The sequence below is a fragment of the Pseudogulbenkiania sp. NH8B genome (genome assembly GCF_000283535.1).
GTDB lineage: Bacteria > Pseudomonadota > Gammaproteobacteria > Burkholderiales > Chromobacteriaceae > Pseudogulbenkiania > Pseudogulbenkiania ferrooxidans.
Window position 1 is genome coordinate 4,154,794 of sequence record NC_016002.1, and the last position, 14,821, is coordinate 4,169,614.

Below are 14,821 nucleotides of genomic sequence, written 5' to 3' on the forward strand. Positions count from 1 at the left end.
CGAGACGCTCGGGGCGTGCTTTGGCAAACCCCATCGCGACGGGCGTGCCGGCCTCCTCGGTGCGAGCGCCGCAGGCGCTCAGGCGGCGGAGGCGGTGGCCGGGTCGATGGGCTTTCAGTCCAGCGTCTCGATCAGGTGGTTGTGGTTGGTGTAGATGCAGATGTCGCCGGCGATCTCCAGCGACTTCTTGACCACCACGGCCGGGTCGAGTTCGGTGTTCTCGAACAGCGCGCGCGCCGCCGACTGGGCGTAGGCGCCGCCGGAGCCGATCGCCGCGATGCCTTGCTCGGGCTCGAGCACGTCGCCGTTGCCGGTGATGATGAGCGTGCTTTCCTTGTCGGCCACGATCAGCATCGCTTCCAGGCGGCGCAGCATGCGGTCGGTGCGCCAGTCCTTGGCGAGTTCCACCGCCGAGCGCACCAGGTGGCCCTGGTGCTTTTCCAGCTTGGCTTCGAAGCGCTCGAAGAGGGTGAAGGCATCGGCGGTGCCGCCGGCAAAACCGGCCAGCACCTTGTCGTGATAGAGGCGGCGAACCTTGCGCGCGGTGGCCTTGATCACGATATTGCCGAGGGTGACCTGTCCGTCACCGCCCAGCGCCACGCGCTGTCCACGGCGGACGGAGACGATGGTGGTTCCGTCAAACTGCTGCATGTTCTTGTTCCAATGAAAAAAGCTACCGGCGAGCTGCCAGCAGCTTTTCAGGATATGTAGGCAAGTGGACGGATTGCAAGCGGGTCAGGACACGCCGCCGCGGATCAGCCGGTAGAGTTCGTCCTTCAGCGCCAGACGGGTTTTCTTGAGCCGTTCCAGTTCCACGTCGCTGGCGGCCTCCAGCTCGTTCTCGATGCGCACCACGGCCTTGTCGGCCTGCTCGTAGTCGATGAACAGGCGGGTAAAGCGGGCGCTATCCTGCTTGAGATGGTGGATCTTGTCCTGATCGCCGGGAAACTCGGCGGCGAGGGGGTGATGGTCGATGTGCATGGCACGCTCCGGCAAGTGATGGAAGGCAATAGGGGATGGAACCATGCTACGCCCGACGCCGGATGCCTCCGTTGACCTGTATCAAATGCGCACAGTCACTATGTGAATGATAATAATTTGCGTTATCATTCTCGCATGAACTCGCGTACCGAACGTTTTGCCGCCCTGAGCGGCGTCACCCTGCTGCACGTCGCCGCGCTGGCCGGGTTGACTCTGCTGGCCGCTCAACACGTGCCGATCATACCGCCGCAATTGGCATGCATGGAACTGGTGTCCCTTGCCGCACCTCATCCGGCCGCTCCGGCGCCGGCCGTGCAGGCGGCGCCACGCCCCGAGCCGAAGCCCAGGCCCGAGCGCCCGGCCGCGCGCCGTAGCGCGGCCACCTCCCCGCCGCTATTGAGTACCTCGGCGCCGCGTCCCAGTGCGGCGACACCGAGCGCCACGCCGTCCCCGGCCCCGGCGCCGGAGGAGCACCGCAGCGAGGCCGCCGCCACCGCCAGCAGTGCGGCCCCGGCCAAGGCGGCCGAGGCGGCCGACGCCCCGATCACCCCGCCGCTCTACCGCGGCGGCTACCTGGACAACCCCAAGCCGCGCTACCCGGCGCTGTCGCTGGAGCTGAACGAGGCCGGCACGGTGCGGGTGCGGGTGCAGGTGAGCGCCGAAGGCCGCCCGCTGGACGTCAGCCTGGCGCAGAGCAGCGGCTACCCGCGGCTGGACCGCGCGGCGCTGGAGGCGGTGCGCCAATGGCGCTTCGTGCCGGCCCGGCGCGGGCAGGAAGCCATTCCTTTCAACTTCATCGTACCCGTCGATTTTTCCATCAAAAGCCACTGAACCATGAATCTGCTGACCGTATTCCACCAGGGGGACGCCGTGCTCGTGACGGTGTTCATGCTGCTCATCGCCATGTCGATCCTGACCTGGTACGTCATCGCGCTGCGCGCCGTGCAGGGCTGGCGTGCGCGCCGCGACAACAAGTTGGCCGAAGCCGCGTTGTGGAACGCCGCGAGCTGGCCGACGGCGGAAGCGGCACTGGCCGAGTCGAATTCGGCCTACGCCAACCTAGCGCGCGACGGGCTGTCGGCGCTGCGCCACTTCCACGCCAACGCGCAGCGCTCGCTGGGGCAGGCCTGCGACCTGAACGAATTCCTCACCCGCGCCATCCGCAAACGGCTGGCGCAGGAGACCGGCCGCCACGAGGCGGGCATGACGCTGCTGGCCTCGGTCGGCTCGACCGCGCCGTTCATCGGCCTGTTCGGCACGGTGTGGGGCATCTACCACGCGCTGGTGAACATCGGCGCACAGGGCCAGGTGTCGATCGCCACCGTGGCGGGGCCGATCGGCGAGGCGCTGGTGGCGACCGCCGCCGGCCTGGCGGCGGCGATTCCGGCGGTGCTGGCGTACAACACCTTCATGCGCCTGCAGCGGGTGATGGCGCAGCAGATGGACCACTTCGCGCACGACCTGCACGCGCAACTGCTGACCCAGGCGGGAGAGATCGATGGCGTTCGGTAGTTTCGACAAGGGCGAGCACGCCCCGATGGCGGAGATCAACACCACGCCGCTGGTCGACGTGATGCTGGTGCTGTTGGTGGTGTTCATCCTCACCGCGCCGCTGTTGACCAACGCGGTCAAGGTCGAGCTGCCGCAGGCGGCGGCGGCCCGCTTCGAGGACAAGCCGGAGGCGATCCGCCTGGCGGTCCAGCCGGACGGCCGCTACTTCTGGAACGACGCCCCGGTGGCGCGCGAGGCGCTGGCGGCGCGTTTCGCCGCCGCCGCGCGCGCCAACCCGCAGGTCGAACTGCACCTGCGCGCCGACAAGAACGCGCGCTACGAGTACGTCGCCGAGGCGCTGGCCAGCGCCCAGCAGAGCGGCGTGAGCCGCATCGGCTTCGTCACCGAAGCCCCCTGATCCACCCCTGATTCCCGCGCGACACGCCCCACGGACCTCCATCACAGAGGGAGGCCGCGGGTCGTCTTGCGCCCGGAATCCGTCACCACCCACCCTTTTGCAGAGGAAACCATGAGCCCACAGAGCCTGAAGTCTTCGGCCAACGTCGCTCACTCCAAACTGCCGGCCCGGCTCACCGCCGGCATGCTGGCGGCGGCGCTGTCGCCGGCGCTGGCCTACGCCACCGGCACCACGGCGGACAGCGCCGAACTCGAGACGGTCAGCGTGACCGCCGAGCAGCCGCTGCGCGGCAGCTACAAGACCGAGACCTCGAACATCGGCAAGCAGAAGCAGGCGCTGAAGGACATCCCGCAGGCGATCACCGTGGTCAACCGCCAGTTGCTGGACGACCAGCTGGCCAGCAACCTGAAGGATGCGCTGAAGAACGTGTCGGGCATCACCTTCGCCGCCGGCGAAGGCGGCCGCTCCGGCGACCAGGTCTACCTGCGCGGCTTCGCGGCGTTCCAGGACACCTACCGCGACGGCCAGCGCGACGTGGCGCAGTACAACCGCGACCCGTTCAACGACGAGAAGATCGAGGTGCTGAAGGGGGCGAGCTCGATGCTGTTCGGCCGCGGCAGCACCGGCGGCGTGGTCAACCAGGTCAGCAAGACGCCGTTCGCCGGGGAAAAGCTCGAGGGCAGCCTGACCGTGGGCAGCGACGACTTCCAGCGCATGACGCTGGACATCAACCAGGCCTTCAGCGACACGGCGGCCGCGCGCCTGAACCTGATGGCGACCAACGACGGCACGCCCAACGGCATCGAGGTGGCGAAACGCTGGGGCGTGGCGCCGTCGCTCGCCTTCGGCCTGGGCGAGCCGACCACGCTGACGCTGTCGCACCTGCACCTGACCGAGAACAACACGCCGATGCTGGGCGTGCCGTACGACCCGAACACGCACCGTCCGATCGACGTGCCGGCCGACCGCTACTACGGCCTGCAGGGCATGAACAGCGAGGACATCCAGACCGACATCTCCACCGTGCGCCTGAGCCACAAGTTGGCCGAAGACCACGAACTGAGCAGCCAGCTGCGCGTCGGCCGCTATGACCGCTGGCTCACCGTGGCCCAGCCGCAGCTGCGCAACGACAGCAACAGCGGCGGCGTCAGCGCCGGCACCCCGGTGACCGGCGCCACCCTGCTGCGCTATTCCGGCAAGAACCGCGGCTCGCTCACCGAGGTGCAGGCGTGGAGCAACGACTACACCGGCCGCTTCGACACCGGCGGGCTGCGCCACAACCTGCTGGCGGGGGTCGAATTCACCCACGAGACCCAGGACGCCTTCAGCATCGTCGCCAGCCAGAACATCGCCAACCTGCTGACCACGGTCGGCGACCCCAGCGCCGTCAGCTACACCGGCAGCTACAGCACCAGCCCGTCCAACAGCTACGTCACGCGCAACTGGGCGCTCTACGCCACCGATACCGTCGAGCTGACCCCGCAGTGGAAATTCATGGCCGGGCTGCGCCAGGACCGGCTGGAAGGCAGCTACAAGGCCTACAGCAACGGCAGCGTCAGCCGCGAGAACGTGCGCGACGACAAGGGCATGAGCTACCGCACCGGCCTGATCTGGCAGCCCAGCACCAGCCAGAGCTACTACGCCGGCTACAGCAACCTGATGAACCCGTCCGGCGAGGCCTACCAGTTCGACGTCACCAGCGGCGCCAGCGCCGACCGGCTCAAGCCGGAGCGCAACGAGCATTACGAGATCGGCGCCAAATGGGACCTGCTGGACGGCGACGCCTCCTTCCGCACCGCGCTGTTCCGCACCATCAAGTACAACGAGCGCAACACCGACGCGCTGTCGCCCGACATCAGCATCCTGTACGCCAAGCGCCACACCGACGGCATCGAGTTCGAGGTGGCCGGCCGCCTGAGCGAGAACTGGTCGGTATTCGCCGGCGCCGCGCTGCTGGACCCGGTGATCGACCAGGGCTGGAACAACACCACCCAGTCGGCCTCCGACGCCAACGCCGGGGCGGTGCCGAAGTACACGCCGAAGCGGGCCGCCAACCTGTGGACCACCTACAAGCTAAGCGACACCGTCACCGCCGGTTTCGGCGCCTACTACACCGGCAAACGCTATTCCAGCGACAGCAGCAAGGACCAGTCGACGGCCAACTACCTGCCGGGCTTCATCCGCTACGACGCGATGCTGGCGTACGAGACCCGCAAGTACAAGGTGCAGCTCAACCTGAACAACCTCACCAACAAGAAGTACTACATCGGCCAGTACACCGGCCACGCCTACGCCGGCAACCAGCGCGAGGCGCAGCTGACCATCGGCTACAAGTACTGAGTCCCCCCGCGTCCGGGCTTCGGCCAACCCCGGGGTTGGCCGAAGCCCTTGCCCCCGACTCCGCATCGAACAACCGCGCCGGCACGGCGCCCGAAAGGCAACGCACATGCTGCTCCACGTCCCCGACGTCCTCACCCCCGAAGAACTGGCGCACGGCCGCGCCCTGCTCGAACGCGCCCCGTGGGCCGACGGCCGCCTCACCGCCGGCAGCCAGTCGGCGCAAGTCAAACGCAACCTGCAGTTGCCGCAGGACTGCGCCGAGGCACGCGAGCTGTCCGCCATGGTGGAAGCCGCGCTCCAGCGCAACAGCCTGTTCTTCTCCGCCGCGCTGCCCAAGAAGGTCTTTCCGCCGCTGTTCAACTGCTACCAGGGCGGCATGGACTTCGGCAACCACGTCGACAACGCCGTGCGCGCCGATCCCTTCAGCGGCGACTGGGTGCGCACCGACGTGTCCTGCACGCTGTTCTTCACCGGCCCGGACGAATACCAGGGCGGCGAACTGGTGGTCGAGGACTGCTACGGCCTGCACCAGGTGAAGCTGCCTGCCGGCGACATGGTGCTGTACCCGTCAACCAGCCTGCACCGCGTCGAACCGGTCACCGCCGGCGCGCGCATCGCCTCGTTCTTCTGGACCCAGAGCATGGTGCGCGACGACGCCAGGCGCAGCCTGCTGTTCGACATGGACAGCGCCATCAGCAGCCTGCGCCGCACGCACGGCGACAACGACGCGCTGATCATGCTCACCGCCAACTATCACAATCTCTTGAGAATGTGGGCCGACATCTGATACCACAGCCGCGTTGACAATGTTCTTGCCGCGCCCGGGGAGCTCATCCACACTGTCATAACAAAGCCTTGGGCGTGCACACCCAGCGGGCAGACAAGATGGGAGAGAAACATGGACGCCACGACAACGGCCAGCCGGGAAGTCACCCTGCAGCCGGACGAACTGATCATCACCAAGACCGACCCCAAGGGCCACATCAGCTACGCCAACCGGGTCTTCATGCGCATCTCCCGGTACGCCGAACCGCAGCTGCTGGGACAACCGCACAACATCATCCGCCACCCTGACATGCCGCGCGGCGTGTACCGCCTGCTGTGGAAAACGCTGCAGGCCGGCCAGGAGTTCTTCGGCATCATCAAGAACTACACCGCCGACGGCGACTATTACTGGGTCATGGCCAACATCACGCCGGATTACGACCGGCACGGCCAGCTGATGGGCTACTACTCGGTGCGACGCTGCGCCACGCGCAAGGCGATCGACACCATGACCGAGCTCTACCGCCGCATGCGCGAGATCGAGGCCAGCAGCGGCAAGGCCACCGCTCCCGACGCCTCGGTGGCCTGGCTGCTGGAAGAGGTCAAACGCCGCCAGTACAGCTCGTTCGAAAACATGGTGCTGGACCTGAACAAACCGGCCCAAGCGGGAGCAGCCCAGCGATGAACACCCCACTCCAGCGCAAACGCTCCCCCTTCATCCGCGACTACATCAAGTTCGCCCTGCTCGCCTTCAACCTGCTGCTGGTGCTGAGTTTCGTCGCCCACTTCTTCGCCCCGGACGGCGCCCAGCCCTACATCCTGGGCCTGGTGTTGCTGTGCTCGCTGCTGGCCTCGGCCTTCATCCAACGCCAGTCCGGCCGCATCCTGGCCACCCTGGACACCCTGCACGAACAGCTCGGCTACGCCCGCTCGGGCGAGCTGCACCACCGCGCCACGCGCACCCAGAAACAGGGCGAAGTCGGCATGGTGGCCTGGGAGCTGAACGACTTCATGGACCTGGTGGAAACCTACTTCAAGGAAATGAACACCTGCTTCGGCCGTGTCAGCCGCGGCGATTACAGCCGGCGCCCGCTGAAGGTAGGCCTGCCCGGCGTGTTCGCCAGCTCGATGGACAACATCGACAAGGCGATCCAGGCCATGGAAGACAACAGCGAGTTCGTGCGGCGCAACCGGCTGTCCTCGCAGCTGAACCATCTCAACGCCCCCAACCTGCGCCAGAACCTGGCCGCCAACCAGGCCGACCTCGCCGCCATCAGCGAGGCCATGGAAACCGTGTCGGACATCACGCGCAGCAATGCCGACGGCGCCCGCGAAAGCCTGGAGAGCGCCGCCCGCCTGAGCGGCAGCCTCGACACCATCGCCGCCAGCGTGCACAGCATGAGCGACGCCAGCCATGCGCTGAACCAGGCGTGGCAAGGCATCGAGAGCTCGCTCTCGGCCATCTCCGACATCGCCGACCAGACCAACCTGCTGGCGCTCAACGCGGCCATCGAGGCAGCGCGCGCCGGCGAGACCGGGCGCGGCTTCGCCGTGGTCGCCGACGAGGTGCGCAAGCTGGCCGAGCGCAGCAAGGACACCGCCCACCAGGTGCAGACCGTGCTGGCCTCGCTGTCGGCCCGCATCGCCGACATGCAGAGCAAGTCGCAGCAGGCCGGCGGCGTCGCCAACGAGGTCAAGACCTCGGTCGACGCCTTCCGCCAGCATTTCGCGCGTCTGGCGCAAAGCTCGGACGAAGCGACCAGCCAGGTGTACCGGGTGCGCGACAAATCGCAATCGTCGCTGGTCAAGGTCGGCCACATCATGTTCAAGCAGCACGTCTACCATGCCGTCGAGGAGGGGCAGCAGGCCGGCCCGCCGCTGCGCCAGGAGCAGCTGGACGAACACCTGCACGCCTTTGCCGCCACCCGTGCCTACGGCGAATACCGGCAGCCGCAAGCCGCCCTGGCGCAATGCGTGTCGTCGGCGCTCAGCGCCTCGCAGCAGCCGGACAGCATGGACGAAAACCAGATCATCCAGCTGATGAGCGAGCTGGAGCAGCACAGCCAAGCCATGCTGCAACTGTTCGACCGCATGGCCGACGAGCGCTCCGCCCACTAGCCATGACCCGTGCCGGCGTCTTCCCTGACGAGGCGCCGGCCCTCACCCTCCCCTGCTGCCTCGTGTCACCCGGCGCTTCCTGCGCCGACCGCTGCAACGCTCCTCCCTCCTCCGCCTCGCGCCCGCCCCTCGGGCCTGCCGTCGACTCCGGCCATGCCCTGATTCCGCCCCCACCGGCCCCGAGGCGGCGCTGCCGTGCCCCAGGATAAGCACCTTTGCAAAGCCCTGACCGCCCAAGCACCGCGGCGTCGTTGCGCGGCGTTGCCGTGCTACGTGTACTGCCTGCCGCCGCGCGCCTGGCCAAAATCGCCGCACCGGGTGTTGTCCGCGCCCCGTAAAGACAGCGAGCCCGCAGGGACCCACCAGCACAGCAGCGCTCAATCCTGCAAGAGCCCGACATCGCCGGCATACAATTATTTACGTAAATAAATAATGTATTTCATTGCATAAATTACAAACAAAGAAAAGAACGTCATAACTCCACCACGGCGTCAGAAAAATCCGTCCGAAAAATCACCCCCGCTTCACCCCAAAAAAGCACCAACCCATCCGGCCAGACCATGCCCCATGGGAGCCGCCTCCCAGCCCGCCAGTGTTTGAAACAAAAACCAAGGATGCATGGCCGTTTGCTTACACACATAATTTAAAATCCAACGGCCACGGCCCTGACAACAACATCCACACCGCCGTGGCCCGGCTGGCCGGCCCCCCGGCAGACCGGACGACACTCGACACAGACCATCTGGAGCACACAGCATGCGCCTACGCACACGACTAATGATCCTTGTCCTCGCCAGCTTTCTCGGCACCCTGCTCATCGCCGGCCTGGCGCTCCACTCGCTGCGCAGCGAGCTCTACAGCCAGAAGAGCGAACAGATCACGGTGGCCCTGCGCATGGCGGAGGGTGTGATGAACCGTTATGGCGCCCTGGAACAACAGGGCAAGCTGAGCCGCGCCGAGGCCGAACGGCAGGCCAGCGCCGCCCTCAACATGCTGCGCGTGGACGACCTCTACTTCTTCGCCCGCGACGCCAACAACGTGCTCAAGGTCCATCCCAAGGCGGAACGCGTGGGCAAGGTGGATCTCGGCAGCACGCTGCCGGACGGGCGCACCACGGTGGCGGCCTACGAGGAGGCGCTGGCGGGTCACAAGTACGGCATCACCACGATCCAGACCTCGCGCGGCAGCAGCCAGCAGCCGATACCGAAGCTCAACGGCGTGGTGCGCTACGAGCGCTGGGGCTGGACGGTCGGCACCGGCATCTTCGTCGACGACGTCGACGCCATCTTCTGGCGCGAGGCATCGCTGCTGCTCGGCGTTAGCGCGGCGGTCATGATCGGGGTCGGCCTACTGTCGCTGGCCATGTCACGGCGCATCATCGGCACGCTGGGCGGTGAACCCGCCTACGCCGCCGAAATCATGGAGGCCATCGCCGCCGGCGACCTGAGCCGCGACATCGTCGCTCAGGGCCAGGAACACAGCTTGCTGATGGCGATGCGGCGCATGCAGTCCGGGCTGCGCCAAATGATCGAGCAGATCAACCGCTCGTCGGCGCTGATGACGCATACCGCCCAGGAACTGGCCGGCGAGATGCGCAAGCTGGACCAGGTATCGAACACGGCCAGCGAGTCGACCACCTCCGCCGCCGCCGCCATCGAACAGCTGTCGGTCAGCATCGACCACGTTTCCGACAGCGCACGGCAGACCGAAAGCGACTCGCAGACCATGGCGGAGCTGGCGCGCAGCGGCTGCGGCGTCGCCCAGGAGGCGGCCGGAAGCATCCTCGCCGTCTCCGGCCAGGTGACCGGTGCCGCCGCCATGGTGGTGCGCCTGGCCGAGCACACCAGCAGCATCAGCGGTATCGCCGAGACCATTCGCGACATCGCCAACCAGACCAACCTGCTGGCGCTCAACGCGGCCATCGAGGCGGCGCGCGCCGGCGAGACCGGGCGCGGCTTTGCCGTGGTGGCGGACGAGGTGCGCAAGCTGGCGGAACGCACCGCCGAGGCCACCAGCGAGATCGCCAGCATCATCGGTGCGGTGGTGAGCGAGACGTCGACGGTATCGGCACGCATGGAGGAAATCCGGCCGGCGGTGGAAAACGGCGCGAGCCAAGTGAATGAAGCGGCCGAGACCCTCCATCGCATCAGCCGCAGCGCCGAACAGACCCTGGCGCTGTTCCGCAACGTCGCCTATTCGATGTCCGAGCAAAGCCAGGCCGGCACCAGCATTGCCGGCAGCGTGGAACAGGTGGCGGGGGTGGTGACGGAAACGCGCAGCGCCGTGGCCCTGGCCACGCGGGTGGTGCATGACATCGACAGCATGGCCAAGGGCCTGCACGACGCCGTGTCGCGCTTCCGGCTGTAACGCAAGCGTTGGCCGAAGCCGGACCGCCAGGCGCAAGGCTGGCGGTTTTTTCATGGCGCTGCGGACCAGCGCATGCGCCGGCTCAGGCCGACTGGCCTTCCGCCTCCAGCCAGACGGTGAGCTCCTGCAGCCGGGCCTCGAACTCCGCCATGCCGGTTCCGAACCCGCCCGGTTCCGGCTGGCGCGCGGCCGTTTCCAGCGCCTCGGCCACCGCGCCCAGCGCCATGGCGCCGACCATGCGGCTGGCCCCCTTGATACGGTGCGCGGCCCACGCCACGCGCGCGCCGTCGTTGGCGTCTACCGCGGCGCGCAGCGCGACGACGTCTTCTTGGTTGCTCTGCAGGAAGTCCTGCAGGATTTCCCATTCCAGCATGCGGTCCCCATTGCTGTAGACCGCCAGGGCGGAGCGCTCCACCGGCTCGCCCTTAGGCGCCGCCGGCTCCGGGCCGGGCTCCGCCGCCATGTCCGCCACGGCCGGGCGGCACAGCCACTTCTCCAGCATCCGGCCAAGCTGGGCCAGGTTGAGCGGCTTGGTGAGAAAATCATCCATGCCGGCCGCCAGCGCGCGGTCCGCCTCTTCCTTGCCGGCGTTGGCGGTGCAGGCGACGATCGGGATCCGGCCGCCCCCCTCGCCAAGCTGCTCGTGCTGGCGGATGGCGCGTGCCAGCTGATAGCCGTCCATCACCGGCATATGGCAATCGCTCAGGATCAGCGAGAAGTGCCCACTGCGCCAGCGCTGCAAGGCCTGCACGCCGTCTTCCGCCACCTCCACCGGGTAGCCCAGCAGCTCCAGCTGCTTCTGTCCCAGCTTGCGATTGGTCGGGTTGTCTTCGACGAAGAGGATCGGCTTGAAACCGGCCAGCACCGTCCGGTCGAGGCCCAAGGGCACGGGCGGCGCATCGGCGAGCGGCGCAGGCGATGCCTCCAACACCGCGGCCGACAGCGTCAGCGTGGCGCAGCTGCCTTGCCCCGGTTCGCTGTCGAGGCTGACGTCTCCCCCCATCAGCCTGGCCAGGCGGCGGCAGATGGCCAGCCCCAGCCCGGTACCGCCGAAGCGGCGGGTGGTATCGCTCTCGGCCTGAGTGAACGGCTCGAACAGGCGCGCCACGGTGTCCCTGGTCATGCCGATGCCGGTATCGACGACGTCGAAACGCAGGGTCTGGGCCAGCTCATCCTCGGCCAGCAGCGAGACGCGCATCTCGACCGAGCCTTGCTGGGTGAACTTGAGCGCATTGCTGACGAAGTTCTGCAGGATCTGGCGCAGCCGCAGCGAATCGAGCAACAGGCAGGGCGCCACCCGGTCGTCGACCCAGGTGGTGAACCACAGCCCCTTGCGCCGGGCGTTTTCCAGGTACAGCCCATGCACCTGGGCGACGATGCCGGCCACCGACGTCGCCTCGGGTGCGAGGTCGAGCCGGCCGGCCTCGATCTTGGAAAAATCCAGAATGTCGTCGATCAGACGCAGCAAGGTCTTGGCGGACTCCTGGATGGTGTCCACCGCGTCGTGCTGCTCGGGGTCGAGCGGGGTCAGCGCCAACAGTTCGACCATGCCCAGCACGCCGTTCATCGGCGTGCGGATTTCGTGGCTCATCGCCGCCAGGAAGGCGCTCTTGGCATGATTGGCGCTGTCGGCCTGACGGCACGCCTCGATCAGCTCCGCCTCCTGCTGCTTGAGCGCGGTGATGTTGGCCCAGACCCCGACCGTGCCGCGCCCGGGGATCTGCCGCTCGTTGATCTGCCACCACGCCTCACCCAGTTGCAGCGAAAAGGACGAGGCACCCAGACTGTGGCGATGCACCCGCTCGGCGAGCCACTGCTCCGCGTCGAGCCCCGGCTCGGGACGCTCGCCCCGCTGCAGCAACGCCCGCACCGTGTCCTCGAACGAAATGCCGAGCAGGGCGTCGGATGACTGCCCCTCGCTGACCAGGTCGGCGAAGCGCTGGTTGCACAGCAGCAGCTGATCGTGCGGTCCGTACAACACGAAGGCCTCGGAAATCGACTCGATCGCCCCCAGCAGCTGGTGACGGGATTCCGCCGCCTCGTCGCGCGCCTGCTGCAGGGCGAACTCGGCCAGTTTGCGCTCGGTGATGTCGAGGCAGGCCAGAATCATGCCCCCCTGGACGCTCTCGCCGTGCAGTGCCTGGCCCTCGATCAGCACCCACACCGGCATGCCGTTGCTGCGCAGGCATTCCGCCTCATACTGCACGCGGTCGCCCTGTTCGCGCGCGCGGCACAAGGCCTGCCCGAGCGGAATCCAGATCTGCTGGTCGGCGACCAGTTCGAACAGATGCAACGGCAGCAAGCCGCCGCGCGCGGTGCCGAAGAGCTGTTCTGCCGCGTGGTTGGCGCGCAGAATCCGGAAGTCTTCGTCGATGCGCAGCAAGCCGACCGGCGAGGCCGCGTACACGGCTTCCTCTTCCTGCAACACGGCCCGCAGCCGCTGCTCCGATGCCTTGCGGCGGTTTTCTTCGGCGTAGAAGCCCATGATGCTGGCAAACGCCGCGAGCAGGGCGTCCTGCGCCTGCGCCATGGCGTCCCGATCCGGCGCTTTCAGGCACACCAGCGCCACCAGCCGCTGCTCCTGCCGGACCGGCAACAGCCGCCACGGCGCCGCCCCCATTTCCAGTTCCATGTCGCCGTCGGCCGTCGCCAGCAGCTCTGAGATCGATTCCAGCAGAACATCCCAGGCCAGGGTGTCGCGGCATCCTTGCCGGGCCAGGAAACGAAAGCGCTCGCCACCGGCCGGATCGGGCTCGACCACGATCAGCCCGCCCTCGGCGGCATGGCAGAACTCAAGAAACAGCGCCAGCAGCCGGCTGAAAACGTGCTGGCGGGCACGGTTGGCCAACAGCAGCGAGGTCACCCCCGAGATCGCCGACAGCAGGGCCAGGCTGCGCGCGTGCGCCATTTCCACCAGGCGCTGCTCGTGTTCGTCGCGCACCACCAGCAAGCGGCGCGTGTGACGCCCGAAGCGCCCCTGCGCCATGCCGCTCAAGGTGATACCGGTAAAGAAGCGGCTGCCGTCGCGGCGGATGCCGACCCCCTGCAGACGGCTCTCGGTGCCCTCCGGGGTGACGCCATCCTCCGGCAGCATGGCTTGCTCCAGCTCCAACAGCTCGCCGTAGGCCCGTCCTGGCAGTTCGTCGCGACGATAGCCGAACAGCTGCTCGGCCCCCAGGTTGGCCATCTGGATGATGCCTTCATCGTTGACCGTGAGAATGGCGTCGCGGGTGGCATCCAGCACCTGCTGCAGGCGCCGGAGCGGGCGCAGGATGCGGCGCATCACGGCGAACAGCAGCGCCGCGTACAGCGCGAACGCCAGCAGCGAGGCGAGCACCGTCAGCTGCAGCTCGCGATAAAGCGCCTGACGATGCGCCTCCAGCGTCGATTCCGCCAGCCGGGAGGCGTCGTCGAACAGGAACAGCACCTCGTCGTGCGCCCGGCGTATGGCCTCCACGTAGATTCCGCTGACCGGCAGCGAGGCCGCCGCGCCTTGCAACTCGGCAAGTTGCGCGTTGCTCATCCGGAACAACTGGTACGTCGCCGCGTTGAGCTTCGCGAGACGCTGCGACAGTGCCCCCGGACCGAGATAGCGGATATTGCTCTGCAACAGCTCCAGCATCAGCAGACCACGCTCGCGCTGAGACGCCAGGTCGGCTTCGTCGCTGGAGTTGAGGCGCCGTTTCAGCTCGAGGCGCATCAGCAGGGCCGCTCCTTCACTGCCGATCGCACGGCGCAGCAGCCAGGCATCGAACTTGACCCCGGCGAGCCGGCTCTGGAGCTCGTTGTCATCGTCGCCGAGACGGTACGAGTGGTTGGCGAGTTCGGCGTCGATGCTTTCGAACAGGTGGTTGCTGGCCAGTTGCCAGCTGAAGGCCAGGCTTTCATCGGCCCGGCCCGGGTGGTGTTGCAAATAGCGGTCGATCTCGGCGCGCAGCTTGGCCAGATGGTCATAACGCTGGCGGATCGCGCCCAGGTTGGCCCGGTCCCTCGTCCCTTCCAGCATCTCCACACTGTGCAGCGCCTCGGCCAAGGCCCGGTCGCCCTGCTGACGCAGGCGCTGCAGCGCGGGCATTTCGTAGCGCCCCGGTGGCTGGGAGCGCACCAGCAGCAGGCGGGTCTGGGCACCTTCCCGTTCCAGAAAATCGGCAGCAAGGAACAGTTGGTGCGAGGCGCGGTTGAGGTCGACCAACCATTGGGCACGGCGGTACTGGTGCAGCGAGTCCTGGAGCAGCAGGTAGGAGGCCAGCCCCTGCAGCACGCCCAGCACGATCACCACCAGCACCACCGCCCGGCCGATGGCAACCGTCTGCGTCCAGCGCCCCTTGCCGTCGGTCATGA

At 67.4% G+C, this 14,821-nt stretch carries 11 protein-coding genes; 8 read left to right on the forward strand and 3 right to left on the reverse strand.

The features are described from left to right. Positions 1 to 114 precede the first annotated feature (114 nt). Both hslV and NH8B_RS19265 read right to left on the reverse strand, forming a co-directional pair. The gene (gene hslV, locus NH8B_RS19260) at positions 115 to 651 is read right to left on the reverse strand and encodes an ATP-dependent protease subunit HslV (protein WP_008955334.1); all 537 of its coding nucleotides are present in this window, start codon (positions 649 to 651) and stop codon (positions 115 to 117) included. Positions 652 to 735: 84 nt separating this feature from the next. Then, the gene (locus tag NH8B_RS19265) at positions 736 to 981 is read right to left on the reverse strand and encodes a YdcH family protein (RefSeq protein WP_014088734.1); all 246 of its coding nucleotides are present in this window, start codon (positions 979 to 981) and stop codon (positions 736 to 738) included. 135 nt (positions 982 to 1,116) lie between these two features. On the opposite strand from NH8B_RS19265, the gene NH8B_RS19270 reads away from it, so the two are divergent. From NH8B_RS19270 to NH8B_RS19305, 8 genes are all read left to right on the forward strand, one after another. After that, positions 1,117 to 1,812, forward strand: coding sequence for an energy transducer TonB (locus tag NH8B_RS19270; RefSeq protein WP_014088735.1), 696 nt, complete (start codon positions 1,117 to 1,119; stop codon positions 1,810 to 1,812). Positions 1,813 to 1,815: 3 nt separating this feature from the next. Beyond that, positions 1,816 to 2,493: a MotA/TolQ/ExbB proton channel family protein gene (locus NH8B_RS19275; RefSeq protein WP_014088736.1), complete on the forward strand. Its 678-nt coding sequence runs from the start codon at positions 1,816 to 1,818 to the stop codon at positions 2,491 to 2,493. Then, positions 2,480 to 2,890: an ExbD/TolR family protein gene (locus tag NH8B_RS19280; protein WP_014088737.1), complete on the forward strand. Its 411-nt coding sequence runs from the start codon at positions 2,480 to 2,482 to the stop codon at positions 2,888 to 2,890. The genes NH8B_RS19275 and NH8B_RS19280 overlap by 14 nt, the downstream gene beginning before the upstream one ends. Before the next feature lie 111 nt (positions 2,891 to 3,001). Then, a complete protein-coding gene (locus tag NH8B_RS19285; RefSeq protein ID WP_051002179.1) occupies positions 3,002 to 5,230 on the forward strand; it encodes a TonB-dependent receptor in 2,229 nt (742 codons plus the stop codon). A 106-nt stretch (positions 5,231 to 5,336) separates the two neighbouring features. After that, positions 5,337 to 6,017, forward strand: coding sequence for a Fe2+-dependent dioxygenase (locus NH8B_RS19290; RefSeq protein ID WP_014088739.1), 681 nt, complete (start codon positions 5,337 to 5,339; stop codon positions 6,015 to 6,017). Positions 6,018 to 6,128: 111 nt separating this feature from the next. After that, entirely contained in the window at positions 6,129 to 6,680 is a 552-nt protein-coding gene (locus tag NH8B_RS19295; protein ID WP_014088740.1) for a PAS domain-containing protein, read from the forward strand. Positions 6,681 to 7,279: 599 nt separating this feature from the next. Then, the gene (locus tag NH8B_RS21415) at positions 7,280 to 8,113 is read left to right on the forward strand and encodes a methyl-accepting chemotaxis protein (RefSeq protein ID WP_255345188.1); all 834 of its coding nucleotides are present in this window, start codon (positions 7,280 to 7,282) and stop codon (positions 8,111 to 8,113) included. A 777-nt stretch (positions 8,114 to 8,890) separates the two neighbouring features. Further along, a complete protein-coding gene (locus NH8B_RS19305) occupies positions 8,891 to 10,480 on the forward strand; it encodes a methyl-accepting chemotaxis protein (RefSeq protein ID WP_014088743.1) in 1,590 nt (529 codons plus the stop codon). 82 nt (positions 10,481 to 10,562) lie between these two features. Here NH8B_RS19305 and NH8B_RS19310 read toward each other — a convergent pair whose 3' ends face one another. Next, on the reverse strand, positions 10,563 to 14,819 hold the full coding sequence (locus tag NH8B_RS19310; RefSeq protein ID WP_014088744.1) for an ATP-binding protein: 4,257 nt from the start codon (positions 14,817 to 14,819) through the stop codon (positions 10,563 to 10,565). Positions 14,820 to 14,821: the final 2 nt, after the last annotated feature.

Excerpts from the sequence above, each read along its gene's own strand:
- NH8B_RS19305 (WP_014088743.1), top strand. The coding sequence starts at position 8,891 with ATGATCCTTGTCCTCGCCAGCTTTCTCGGCACCCTGCTCATCGCCGGC.
- NH8B_RS21415 (WP_255345188.1), top strand. The coding sequence starts at position 7,280 with ATGGAAACCGTGTCGGACATCACGCGCAGCAATGCCGACGGCGCCCGC.
- NH8B_RS19295 (WP_014088740.1), top strand. The coding sequence starts at position 6,129 with ATGGACGCCACGACAACGGCCAGCCGGGAAGTCACCCTGCAGCCGGAC.
- NH8B_RS19270 (WP_014088735.1), top strand. The coding sequence starts at position 1,117 with ATGAACTCGCGTACCGAACGTTTTGCCGCCCTGAGCGGCGTCACCCTG.
- NH8B_RS19280 (WP_014088737.1), top strand. The coding sequence starts at position 2,480 with ATGGCGTTCGGTAGTTTCGACAAGGGCGAGCACGCCCCGATGGCGGAG.
- NH8B_RS19275 (WP_014088736.1), top strand. The coding sequence starts at position 1,816 with ATGAATCTGCTGACCGTATTCCACCAGGGGGACGCCGTGCTCGTGACG.
- NH8B_RS19290 (WP_014088739.1), top strand. The coding sequence starts at position 5,337 with ATGCTGCTCCACGTCCCCGACGTCCTCACCCCCGAAGAACTGGCGCAC.
- NH8B_RS19265 (WP_014088734.1), bottom strand. The coding sequence starts at position 981 with ATGCACATCGACCATCACCCCCTCGCCGCCGAGTTTCCCGGCGATCAG.
- hslV (WP_008955334.1), bottom strand. The coding sequence starts at position 651 with ATGCAGCAGTTTGACGGAACCACCATCGTCTCCGTCCGCCGTGGACAG.
- NH8B_RS19285 (WP_051002179.1), top strand. The coding sequence starts at position 3,002 with ATGAGCCCACAGAGCCTGAAGTCTTCGGCCAACGTCGCTCACTCCAAA.
- NH8B_RS19310 (WP_014088744.1), bottom strand. The coding sequence starts at position 14,819 with ATGACCGACGGCAAGGGGCGCTGGACGCAGACGGTTGCCATCGGCCGG.